Source organism: Pseudomonas sp., from assembly GCF_032058845.1.
Classification (GTDB): domain Bacteria; phylum Pseudomonadota; class Gammaproteobacteria; order Pseudomonadales; family Pseudomonadaceae; genus Aquipseudomonas.
Genome location: NZ_DAMCCR010000115.1, coordinates 1 through 11853 on the forward strand (window position 1 = coordinate 1; position 11853 = coordinate 11853).

10 protein-coding genes are annotated in these 11853 nt (G+C 62.9%); all 10 read left to right on the forward strand.

Features of this window, described 5'->3' with window-relative positions:
• A partial coding sequence (gene bamA, locus RT028_RS17575) for an outer membrane protein assembly factor BamA (protein WP_312936385.1) occupies positions 1–1622 on the forward strand: 1622 nt, incomplete at its 5' end.
• A 44-nt stretch (positions 1623–1666) separates the two neighbouring features.
• A complete protein-coding gene (locus RT028_RS17580; RefSeq protein ID WP_312936386.1) occupies positions 1667–2170 on the forward strand; it encodes an OmpH family outer membrane protein in 504 nt (167 codons plus the stop codon).
• A gap of 1 nt (position 2171) precedes the next feature.
• Positions 2172–3227 carry a UDP-3-O-(3-hydroxymyristoyl)glucosamine N-acyltransferase gene (gene lpxD / locus RT028_RS17585; protein ID WP_312936387.1) on the forward strand — a complete coding sequence of 352 codons (1056 nt, stop codon included), beginning with the start codon at positions 2172–2174 and terminating at the stop codon, positions 3225–3227.
• A gap of 113 nt (positions 3228–3340) precedes the next feature.
• Positions 3341–3781, forward strand: coding sequence for a 3-hydroxyacyl-ACP dehydratase FabZ (fabZ, locus tag RT028_RS17590; RefSeq protein WP_028696812.1), 441 nt, complete (start codon positions 3341–3343; stop codon positions 3779–3781).
• The gene (gene lpxA / locus RT028_RS17595; RefSeq protein ID WP_312936388.1) at positions 3778–4554 is read left to right on the forward strand and encodes an acyl-ACP--UDP-N-acetylglucosamine O-acyltransferase; all 777 of its coding nucleotides are present in this window, start codon (positions 3778–3780) and stop codon (positions 4552–4554) included. The genes fabZ and lpxA overlap by 4 nt, the downstream gene beginning before the upstream one ends.
• A gap of 1 nt (position 4555) precedes the next feature.
• Entirely contained in the window at positions 4556–5683 is a 1128-nt protein-coding gene (gene lpxB, locus RT028_RS17600) for a lipid-A-disaccharide synthase (protein WP_312936389.1), read from the forward strand.
• On the forward strand, positions 5683–6306 hold the full coding sequence (rnhB, locus tag RT028_RS17605) for a ribonuclease HII (protein WP_312936390.1): 624 nt from the start codon (positions 5683–5685) through the stop codon (positions 6304–6306). The genes lpxB and rnhB overlap by 1 nt, the downstream gene beginning before the upstream one ends.
• 111 nt (positions 6307–6417) lie before the next feature.
• Complete coding sequence (gene dnaE / locus RT028_RS17610) at positions 6418–9942, forward strand: DNA polymerase III subunit alpha (RefSeq protein WP_312936391.1); 3525 nt, start codon at positions 6418–6420, stop codon at positions 9940–9942.
• Positions 9943–10048: 106 nt separating this feature from the next.
• Positions 10049–10996, forward strand: coding sequence for an acetyl-CoA carboxylase carboxyl transferase subunit alpha (gene accA, locus RT028_RS17615; protein ID WP_312936392.1), 948 nt, complete (start codon positions 10049–10051; stop codon positions 10994–10996).
• A gap of 63 nt (positions 10997–11059) precedes the next feature.
• The coding region (gene tilS, locus RT028_RS17620) for a tRNA lysidine(34) synthetase TilS (RefSeq protein WP_312936393.1) at positions 11060–11853 on the forward strand (794 nt) is incomplete at its 3' end.

Sequence of the window (11853 nt, forward strand, 5' to 3'; positions counted from 1 at the left end):
ACAAGAAACACGTCTACATCACCGTCAACATCAACGAAGGCGAGAAGTACACCGTTCGTGATGTGAAGCTGTCCGGCGACCTGAAAGTCCCCGAAGACCAGATCAAGTCGCTGCTGCTGGTACAGCCTGGCCAGGTCTTCTCGCGCAAGGTCATGACCGGCACGTCCGATCTGATCACCCGTCGCCTGGGCAACGAAGGCTACACCTTCGCCAACGTCAACGGCGTGCCGCAGCCGCACGACGAAGACCACACCGTCGACATCATGTTCGTCGTCGATCCGGGCAAGCGTGCCTATGTCAACCGCATCAACTACCGCGGCAACACCAAGACCGAAGACGACGTGCTGCGCCGCGAAATGCGTCAGATGGAAGGTGGCTGGGCGTCGACCTACCTGATCGACCAGTCCAAGACCCGTCTTGAGCGTCTGGGCTTCTTCAAGGACGTCAATGTCGAGACCCCGCCGGTGCCAGGCACTGACGACCAGGTCGATGTGAACTACGCGGTAGAAGAGCAAGCCTCCGGTTCGATCACCGCCAGCGTTGGTTTCGCTCAGAGCGCCGGCCTGATCCTGGGCGGTGCCATCAGCCAGACCAACTTCCTCGGTACCGGTAACAAGGTCTCGGTCGGTCTGACCCGCTCGGAATACCAGACCCGCTACAACTTCGGTTTCGTGAACCCCTACTTCACGCCCGATGGCGTGAGCCTGGGCTACAACGCGTTCTACCGCAGCACCAACTACGATGACCTCGACGTTGACGTGGCAAGCTACGCCGTCGACAGCCTGGGTGCCGGCGTCAGCCTGGGTTACCCGATCAGCGAAACGTCGCGCCTGACCTACGGTTTGACCGTGCAGCAGGATGAAATCAAGACGGGTCGTTATACCGTTGATGAAATCTTCGATTTCCTACAAAAGGAGGGTAAAGATTTTACCAACTTCAAGGCTTCGGTGGGCTGGTCGGAATCGACCTTGAACAAAGGGGTACTGGCTACCCGCGGTCATTCGCAGAGCCTGACCCTGGAAAGCACCATTCCAGGCAGCGACCTGTCGTTCTACAAGATCGACTACCGCGGCCAGCTGTTCAAACCGCTGACGCCTGACTACACCCTGCGCCTGCACACCGAGCTGGGGTATGGCGACGGTTTCGGCGGGACCTCCGGTCTGCCGTTCTACGAGAACTACTACGCCGGTGGCTTCAACTCGGTGCGTGGCTTCAAGGACAGCAGCCTGGGGCCACGCAGCACGCCGAGTACGGGTAAAAACGGGACTGAAACGGACCCAGACCAAGATCCACTGCCGTTCGGCGGCAACCTCCTGGTGCAAGGCGGCGTAGAGCTGATGTTCCCGCTGCCTTTCGTCAAGGATCAGCGCTCGCTGCGCACATCGGTCTTCTGGGACGTGGGTAACGTCTTCAACACCGACTGCAAGTCGAAAAGGACCGAGGAAGGCAAGAAAGTCGAGTGCGCCGAACTCGGCTTCTCCGACATGGCCAGCTCCGTCGGCCTGGGCGTCACCTGGGTCACCGCGCTCGGCCCGCTGAGCTTCAGCCTGGCGATGCCGATCAAGAAACCTGACGATGCCGACACCCAAGTGTTCCAATTCTCTCTGGGCCAGACCTTCTAAGGTCGGCCCCTGCTCAACGACAACGGTTTATTCAGGAGTGCATCGTGCGTAAGTTGACCCAACTGGCCTTCGTGGCTGCGGCGCTGGTCGCCACCCCGGCCTTCGCCGAAATGAAGATCGCCGTTCTGAACTACCAGATGGCACTGCTCGAATCCGACGCCGCCAAGAAGTACGCCGTTGACACCGAGAAGAAATTTGGCCCGCAGTTCAACAAGCTCAAGAGCCTGGAAAGCAGCGCCAAAGGCATTCAGGACCGCCTGATCAAAGGCGGCGACAAGATGGCTGCCCCTGAGCGCGAGCGCCTGGAACTCGAGTTCAAGCAAAAGGCCCGTGACTTCCAGTTCCAGTCCAAGGAACTGAACGAAGCCAAAGCCGTTGCCGACCGCGATCTGCTCAAGGTCCTGCGGCCGAAGATGGAAAATGCCATGCAGGAAGTCATCAAGAAAGGTGGCTTCGATCTGGTGCTCGAGCGCGGCGCGGTCATCGATGTCAAACCGCAGTACGACATCACCCGCCAAGTCATCGAGCGCATGAACCAAGCGCGTTGATATGACCCAGACCCTCACGCTCGGCCAGCTGGCCGAAGCGCTGGGAGCCACCTTGAAGGGCTCCGAGGCGCTGCCAATCACCGGGCTTGCCACCTTGCAGGAGGCAGGCCCGGAGCAGTTGAGTTTCCTGGCCAACCCGCAGTACCGCAAATACCTGGAAACTTCCCGGGCAGGCGCGGTACTGCTCAAGGCTGCGGACGCGCAAGCGTTTTCCGGCAACGCACTGATCGTGCCTGATCCGTACCTGGCCTACGCGCGGATTTCCCACCTCTTCGATCCAAAGCCCAAGGCTGTGGCGGGTATTCATCCCAGCGCCGTGGTAGCTGAGGATGCCGAGGTGGATGCGGCTGCCAGTGTCGGACCGTTTGCGGTGATCGAGAGCGGTGCGCGTATCGCAGCCGGTGTGACCATCGGTGCGCACTGCTTCATCGGTGCACGTTGCGTGATCGGTGAAGACGGCTGGCTGGCACCACGGGTGACCCTCTACCACGATGTCACCATCGGTAAGCGGGTGGTCATTCAGTCGGGTGCCGTGATTGGCGGCGAAGGCTTTGGCTTTGCCAACGAGAAGGGTGTGTGGCGCAAGATTGCGCAGATTGGCGGCGTTACCCTGGGCGATGATGTGGAAATCGGTGTCAACACCGCGATCGATCGCGGCGCGTTGTCCGATACCCGTATCGACGAAGGTGCCAAGCTCGACAACCAGATCCAGATCGCCCACAACGTCCATGTCGGTGCGCACACCGCCATGGCCGCCTGCGTGGGCATTTCCGGCAGCACCCGCATCGGCAAACATTGCACCATTGCCGGTGGCGTGGGGATGGTCGGGCACATCGATGTCTGCGACAACGTGTTCGTTTCGGGCATGACCATGGTCACCCGTTCGATCACCGAGCCAGGCGGCTATTCGTCGGGTACGGCCATGCAGCCGTTGGCCGATTGGCGCAAGAGTGCCGCGCGAATTCGCCAGCTCGATGACATGGCCAAGCGCGTGCAGCAGCTGGAAAAACGTGTCGATACCGTGACCTCAGAGAGTCAGCCAGCATCAGAGGGCTGACAGCAATTTCCTGGCAAGCGTGATTCGTCGCTAGCTGGCTCCTCTTTGGATGGCAAAAGGAGCGTGTGGTCAGCGCCTACGCTCCCTATTCTTATTACAGGCTTCCCCCCGAAATGATGGACATCAACGAGATTCGCGAATACCTGCCTCACCGCTACCCGTTCCTGCTGGTGGATCGGGTGACGGATCTGGACTACGAGGCCCAGAGCATTCGTGCCTACAAGAATGTCAGCATCAACGAGCCGTTCTTCAATGGCCACTTCCCGGCGCACCCCATCATGCCGGGCGTGCTGATCATCGAAGCCATGGCCCAGGCTGCGGGAATCCTCGGGTTCAAGATGCTTGACGCCAAGCCGGCTGACGGCACCCTTTACTATTTCGTGGGCTCCGACAAGCTGCGCTTCCGCCAGCCCGTGCTGCCGGGTGACCAGCTTGTCCTGGAAGCGACCTTCCTCAGCCGCAAGAGCATGATCTGGAAGTTCGAATGCCGCGCACTGGTCGACGGCAAGCCGGTATGCTCGGCGCAAATTACCTGCGCGGAACGCTCCCTGTGAATTCAATCGATCCTCGGGCCATCATCGATCCGTCAGCCAGGTTGGCCGACGGCGTCGAAGTGGGCCCGTGGTCGATCGTTGGCCCCGATGTCGACATCGGGGAGGGCACGGTCATCGGCCCGCATGTTGTGCTCAAGGGTCCGACGCGCATCGGCAAGCACAACCGCATCTACCAGTTTTCCTCGATCGGTGAAGACACCCCCGACCTCAAGTACCGTGGCGAACCCACGCGTCTGGTGATCGGCGATCACAATGTCATTCGCGAAGGCGTGACCATTCACCGCGGGACCATCCAGGACCGCGCGGAAACCACGGTGGGTGATCACAACCTGATCATGGCCTATGCCCATATCGGCCATGACAGCGTGATCGGCAGCCACTGCATCCTGGTCAACAACACCGCACTGGCCGGCCATGTGCACGTGGGCGACTGGGCGATCCTTTCCGGTTTCACCCTGGTCCACCAGTATTGCCATATCGGGGCGCACGCCTTTTCCGGCATGGGCACGGCCATCGGCAAGGACGTGCCGGCGTTCGTCACGGTGTTCGGCAGCCCTGCCGAGGCCCGTAGCATGAACTTCGAAGGCATGCGCCGTCGCGGCTTCAGCGATGAGGTGATCCACTCGCTGCGCCGCGCCTACAAGACGGTCTACCGTCAGGGGCTCACCGTCGAGCACGCGGTGGCCGAGCTCGCCGAGCTGGCCGCCAGGCACCCTGAGGTCGAGTTGTTCCGCCAGTCGATCGTGACGTCCGCCCGCGGCATCACTCGCTGACATGGCCCCGCTTTGTATAGCGCTGGTGGCCGGAGAGGCCAGCGGCGACATTCTCGGTTCGGGCCTGATGCGCGCCCTCAAGCTCCGCCACCCGGACATCCGCTTCATCGGGGTCGGCGGCCCCTTGATGGAGGCCGAGGGCATGCAGTCGTACTTCCCCATGGAGCGCCTCGCGGTCATGGGCCTGGTCGAAGTGCTGGGCCGGCTGCGTGAGCTGCTCAAGCGCCGAAAAGACCTGATTCAGACGCTGCTCAGCGAAAAGCCTGATGTGTTCATCGGTATCGACGCGCCCGATTTCACCCTCAACATCGAGCTGACCCTGCGCCAGGCCGGCATCAAGACGGTGCATTACGTCAGCCCGTCCGTCTGGGCCTGGCGGCAAAAGCGCGTATTGAAGATCCGTCAGGGCTGCGACCTGATGCTCACCCTGCTGCCGTTCGAGGCCAGGTTCTACGAAGAGCAAGGCGTGCCGGTGCGCTTCGTCGGCCATCCCTTGGCCGATACCATTCCCTTGCAGGCCGATCGCGACGCTGCGCGCCAGGCGCTGGGTCTGGGCCGCGAGCCTGTGGTTGCGCTGATGCCGGGCAGCCGCGGCGGTGAAGTAGGGCGCCTGGGCGCGTTGTTCCTGGACGCTGCGCAGCACCTGCGCGAGCAACTGCCGGGTGTGCGCTTTGTGCTGCCGTGTGCCAATGCCACGCGCCGCGCCCAGATCGAGCAGATGCTCGAAGGCCGCGACCTGCCGCTGATGCTGCTCGACGGCCAGTCGCACCAGGCCTTGGCCGCCTGCGATGCCGTGCTGATCGCCTCGGGCACGGCCACCCTGGAAGCGCTGCTGTACAAGCGCCCAATGGTGGTGGCCTACCGCCTGGCACCGTTGACCTACTGGATTCTCAAGCGCATGGTCAAGAGCCCCTACGTGTCGTTGCCCAACTTGCTGGCCCAGCGCATGCTGGTCCCTGAGCTGTTGCAGGAGGCCGCCACCAGCGAGGCCCTGGCGGCAACCTTGGCGCCGCTGGTGCGCGATGGCTCGGCGCAGACCGAGCCGTTCGACCAGATTCACCGCACCCTGCGCCGCGATGCCTCGAACCAGGCGGCTGAGGCTGTCCTCGCGCTGCTGGGGGCGCGCTGATGCAATTGGGCCTGGATTTCACTTTGGTCGAAGAGCTGGTCGCGGGCGTCGATGAAGTCGGCCGTGGCCCACTGTGCGGAGACGTGGTCACCGCCGCGGTGATCCTCGATCCGCGGCGCCCGATTCTGGGACTGAACGACTCGAAGAAGCTCACTCAGGCCCGGCGCGAAGCGCTGTTCGACGAAATCTGCGAGAAAGCCCTGAGTTTCTGCATCGCCCGCGCCGAGGTCGAGGAGATCGACCGGCTCAACATCCTGCATGCCACGATGCTGGCCATGAAACGGGCGGTCGAAGGCCTGCATGTCACGCCCAGACTGGCGCTGATCGACGGCAACCGCTGCCCTGTGCTGGCCGTGCCGGCAGCGCCGGTGATCAAAGGCGACGGCAAGGTGCCGGCCATCGCGGCAGCCTCGATCCTGGCCAAGGTGACCCGTGACCGCGAGATGAGCAGCTTCGAAGGCCTTTACCCCGGTTACGGGATCGGCGCCCACAAGGGTTATCCCACCCCGGTGCACCTGGAGGCCCTGGCCCGCCTGGGGCCAACGCCCATCCACCGGCGCTCCTTCGCGCCAGTGCGCATGGCCTACGAGCGCCACGTGAGTGTCTATAACACGCTGTTGTAACGCCCGTCCGCACCAAGGCCCCGTCGCGCCACGCTCGTCTCCTCGAACGGCATCCGCTTGACCATTACGGTACAATCGCGCCCCTCGTTTCACACTGTCACAGGATCATCAATGCCGGTCTCTTTCGTTCACCTGCGCGTGCATTCCGAATTTTCCCTGGTCGATGGCCTGGTGCGGGTCAAGCCGCTGGCCAAGGCGCTGGGCGGAATGAACATGCCGGCGGTGGCGATTACCGACCAGAGCAACATGTGTTCGCTGGTCAAGTTCTACAAGGCGGCCATGGGCGCGGGGATCAAGCCGATCTGCGGCGCCGACCTGTGGCTGGCGGGCAGCGAGCCGGACGCACCGCTGTCGCGTATCTGCTTTCTGGCAATGGACCCGCAGGGCTATCGCAACCTCACCGAGTTGCTGTCGCGGGGCTGGCTCGAAGGCCAGCGCAATGGCCTGGTCATCATCCAGCGAGACTGGATTGCGCCTGCCAGTGCCGGCCTGATCGCCCTGTCAGCCGCGCGCGAGGGGGATATCGGCATGGCCCTGCTGGCCGGTCGCGAGCAGGAAGCGCAAGCGCTGCTGCACGACTGGCAGCAGATGTTCCCGGAGCGTTTCTACGTCGAGCTGCAGCGCACCGGTCGCCCAGGCGATGAAGAGTATGTGCATGCTGCCGTCGCCCTGGCCGATCGCCTGGGCGCGCCGCTGGTCGCCACCAACGACGTTCGCTTCCTCAAGCAGACCGACTTCGACGCCCATGAAACACGCGTCTGCATCGGAGAAGGCTGGACCCTCGACGACCCACGTCGCCCACGCCTGTACAGCGACCAGCAGTACCTGAAGAGCCCGGAGGAAATGGCCGAGCTGTTCAGCGACCTGCCTGACGCCCTGGCCAACACCGTCGAGATTGCCAAGCGCTGCAACATCCAGGTGCAGCTGGGCAAGGCATTCCTGCCCGATTTTCCGACACCCAATGGCATGGGTATCGACGACTACCTGCGCCATGTGTCCCATGAGGGCCTCGAGGAGCGCCTGGCGGTGCTCTGGCCCAAGGACACCACGCCCAACTATGAAGAGAAGCGTCAAACGTACCTCGACCGCCTGAAGTTCGAGCTGGACATCATCATCCAGATGGGCTTTCCCGGTTACTTCCTGATCGTCATGGACTTCATCAAGTGGGCCAAGAACAACGGCGTGCCGGTCGGCCCGGGCCGAGGATCGGGTGCCGGCTCGCTGGTCGCCTACGTGCTGAAGATCACCGACCTCGACCCGCTGGCCTATGACCTGCTGTTCGAGCGCTTCCTCAACCCTGAACGGGTTTCGATGCCCGATTTCGACGTCGACTTCTGCATGGATGGTCGCGACCGGGTCATCGAGTACGTGGCCGACGCCTATGGGCGCAATGCGGTCAGCCAGATCATCACCTTCGGCACCATGGCGGCCAAGGCCGTGGTCCGCGACGTGGCGCGGGTGCAGGGCAAGTCGTACGGCCTGGCCGATCGCCTGTCGAAGATGATTCCCTTCGAAGTGGGCATGACGCTCGAAAAAGCCCATGAGCAGGAAGAAATCCTGCGCGACTTCCTCAAGAGCGACGAAGAAGCCCGGGAAATCTGGGAGATGGCGCTCAAGCTCGAAGGGGTCTGCCGAGGCACCGGCAAGCACGCCGGGGGCGTGGTCATCGCGCCGACCAAGCTCACCGACTTTTCGCCCGTGGCCTGCGATGAAGAGGGCGGCGGCCTGGTCACCCAGTTCGACAAGGACGACGTCGAAGCCGCCGGCCTGGTCAAGTTCGACTTCCTCGGCCTGCGTACGCTGACCATCATCAAGTGGGCGATGGAAACCATCAACCGCGAACAGGCCAAGCTCGACCAGCCCGACCTGAACATCGACTTCATCCCGCTGGACGACCGCAAGACCTTCGAGCTGCTGCAAAAAGCCGAAACCACCGCAGTGTTCCAGCTCGAGTCGCGCGGCATGAAGGAGCTGATCAAGAAGCTCAAGCCCGACTGCCTGGAAGACCTCATCGCACTGGTGGCGCTGTTCCGTCCGGGCCCGCTGCAATCGGGCATGGTCGATGACTTCATCAACCGCAAGCACGGCCGCGCCGAGCTGGCCTATCCGCATCCCGATTATCAGTACGACGGCCTGCAGCCGGTGCTGGCGCCGACCTACGGCATCATCCTGTACCAGGAACAGGTGATGCAGATTGCCCAGGTCATGGCCGGCTACACCCTCGGTGAGGCCGACATGCTGCGCCGCGCCATGGGCAAGAAGAAGCCCGAGGAGATGGCCAAGCAGCGCGGCGGCTTCGTCGACGGCTGTGCGAAGAACGGCATCGATGCAAACCTGGCAGGCAACATCTTCGACCTGGTAGAGAAATTTGCCGGTTACGGCTTCAACAAGTCTCACTCGGCGGCCTATGGCCTGGTGTCGTACCAGACCGCCTGGCTCAAGACCCACTATCCGGCACCGTTCATGGCCGCGGTGCTCTCTGCCGATATGCACAACACCGACAAGGTGGTGGTGCTGATCGAAGAAGTGCGCAGCATGAAACTGCGCCTGGATGCCCCGGATGTGAACAGCTCCGAGTTCAAGTTCACGGTCAACGACGATGGCCGTATCGTCTATGGCCTGGGCGCGATCAAGGGCGTGGGCGAGGGGCCGGTCGAGGCCATCGTCGAGGCGCGTGCTGCAGGTGGTGCATTCAAGGACCTGTTCGACTTCTGCAAGCGGGTCGATCTGAAGCGCATCAACAAGCGCACCCTCGATGCGTTGATTCGCAGTGGTGCGCTGGATCGCCTGGGCCCGAACTTCCATGACGAGATCAAGGCTTATCACGCCAGCATCGACAGCAACCGCGCGGTGTTGTTATCTGCTTTGGAAGAGGCCGTCAAATCAGCCGAGCAGATTGCCCGCACCGAAGAAAGCGGGCATGTGGACCTGTTCGGCGGTCTGTTCGTCGAGCAGGATGCAGACCTCTACGCCAATCACCGCAAGGTCCGCGAACTGACGCTCAAGGAGCGTCTGCGTGGTGAAAAAGACACCTTGGGCCTGTACCTGACCGGCCACCCGATCGATGAGTACGAGAGCGAAATCCGCCGCTTCGCCCGGCAGCGCATCATCGACCTGAAGCCGTCGCGCGAAGTGCAGACCGTTGCGGGGATGATCATCGCCTTGCGGGTGATGAAGAACAAGAAAGGCGACAAGATGGGCTTCGTGACCCTCGATGACCGCTCCGGACGCATCGAGGCCTCGCTGTTCGCCGATGCCTTCATGGCCGCCCAGGCCCTGCTGCAGACCGACGCCATGGTGGTGATCGAAGGGGAGGTCAGCAACGATGATTTCTCCGGCGGTCTGCGCCTGCGCGTCAAGCAGGTGATGACCATGGAGGACGCGCGCACGCGTCTGGCCGAGAGCCTGCGCCTCAAGCTCAGTTGTGAAGCGCTCAAGGGCGACCGCCTGAGCTGGCTGGGCGAGCTGATCACCCGTCACCGCGGCGGCTGCCCGATCACCCTGGAATACACCGGGAGCGACGCCAAGGCCATGTTGCAGTTCGGCGAACAGTGGCGCATCGACCCGGCGGACGGTCTGATCCAGGCCCTGCGTGACCAGTTCGGACGTGAGAACGTCTTTTTGCAATATCGTTGAATCGATCCCATTTTAAACTCGACCTCAATGCGCCTGATCCCGTAAGGTATGGCGCCAAACGGATCAACCGGCCGGCCGCCTGGCCGTAGACCCAAGACGGATGCTTATGAACCCGAATTTCCTTGATTTCGAACAGCCGATTGCCGACCTGCAAGCCAAGATCGAAGGCCTGCGCCTGGTTGGCAACGACAATTCGCTGAACATCAGCGATGAAATTGCCCGTCTGGAAGACAAGAGCAACAGCCTCACCGAAAGCATCTTCGGTAATCTCACCAGCTGGCAGATCGCCCGCCTGGCGCGCCACCCGCGCCGGCCGTACACCCTCGACTACCTCGAGCACATCTTCACCGAATTCGAAGAGCTGCACGGCGACCGTCACTTCTCCGATGACGCGGCCATCGTCGGCGGTACTGCGCGCCTGAACGGCAAGCCGGTCATGGTCATTGGCCACCAGAAAGGCCGCGAAGTGCGTGAGAAAGTGCGCCGCAACTTCGGCATGCCGCGCCCCGAGGGCTACCGCAAGGCGTGCCGCCTGATGGAAATGGCCGAGCGCTTCAAGATGCCGATCCTGACCTTCATCGACACCCCGGGTGCCTACCCAGGCATCGATGCCGAAGAGCGTAACCAGAGCGAAGCGATTGCCTGGAACCTGCGCGTCATGGCGCGCCTGAAAACGCCAATCATCGCCACCGTGATCGGTGAGGGTGGTTCTGGCGGTGCGCTGGCCATCGGTGTGTGCGACCAGCTCAACATGCTCCAGTACTCCACCTATTCGGTGATCTCGCCCGAAGGCTGCGCGTCCATTCTGTGGAAGACCGCCGAGAAGGCTGCCGATGCCGCTGAAGCCATGGGCATTACCGCCGAGCGCCTGAAGAGCCTCAACATCGTTGACAAGGTGATCGGCGAGCCACTGGGCGGCGCCCACCGTAATCCGGTGAAAATGGCCGAAAGCGTACGTGAGCACCTGGTCGAACAACTCGACCAGTTGGCCACGCTGGACCACGACGCACTGCTCAATCGTCGCTATGAGCGCCTGATGAGCTACGGTCTGTAAGACCCCTCGATGAGCCTGGGTCGCCCGCCACCGCGCTGCGGCGCGGCCCGGGAGCAGAGCACCATGCCGGATCCCTCGCCACTGTTGCGCCCCTGGTTGACCGCCCGTCGCTGGCAGGTCGCCTTTTCCGGTGGGCTCGACTCCACCGTCCTTCTGCACCTTCTGCACGCCTATGCGCAACGCCATGGGGCGCCGCCGCTGTGTGCCGTGCATGTGCAGCATGGGTTGCAGGCGGTGGCCGACACGTGGCCGGCACACTGCCAGCAGGTGTGTGAGCAGTGGGGCGTGGAGCTGCGCCTGGTCGAGGTCAAGGTCGAAACCGGAGCCAGTCTTGAGCAGGCTGCGCGCACGGCGCGGTACCAGGCATTCGAGGCCTTGCTGGAAGAGGGTGATGTGCTGTTCACCGGCCAGCACCTCGATGATCAGGCCGAGACCGTGCTGTTTCGCCTGCTCAGGGGGGCTGGGCTGCGCGGGCTGACGGGCATGCCTCAGGTGCGCCCGCTGGGTCGCGGGCAGTTGGTGCGGCCGTTGCTTGGCCACTGCCGTGCGCAGTTGCAGGACTACGCCACGCGCCACGGCCTGACCTGGATTGAAGACCCTTCCAATAGCGACACGCGCTTCGCCCGCAACTATCTACGCGCAGAGGTCGTGCCCGCACTGCGCCAGCGTTGGCCGCAAGCGCAGCAGAGTCTGGTGCGCAGTGCCGCGCATCTGCACGAGGCGCAGGGCTTGCTCGACGAGCTGGCGCGCGAGGACTTGCAGGCCGCCGCCACGCAGCATGCGTTTGCCTGGGCCGGGGTCGACTCGCTGAGCCTGGCGGCGCTCGCGCCCCTGTCACCCGCTCGCCAGCGCAATGC

Coding starts and splice junctions, on each gene's coding strand:
- accA (WP_312936392.1), top strand. CDS start 10,049: ATGAACCCGAATTTCCTTGATTTCGAACAGCCGATTGCCGACCTGCAA.
- rnhB (WP_312936390.1), top strand. CDS start 5,683: ATGCAATTGGGCCTGGATTTCACTTTGGTCGAAGAGCTGGTCGCGGGC.
- fabZ (WP_028696812.1), top strand. CDS start 3,341: ATGATGGACATCAACGAGATTCGCGAATACCTGCCTCACCGCTACCCG.
- lpxD (WP_312936387.1), top strand. CDS start 2,172: ATGACCCAGACCCTCACGCTCGGCCAGCTGGCCGAAGCGCTGGGAGCC.
- dnaE (WP_312936391.1), top strand. CDS start 6,418: ATGCCGGTCTCTTTCGTTCACCTGCGCGTGCATTCCGAATTTTCCCTG.
- lpxB (WP_312936389.1), top strand. CDS start 4,556: ATGGCCCCGCTTTGTATAGCGCTGGTGGCCGGAGAGGCCAGCGGCGAC.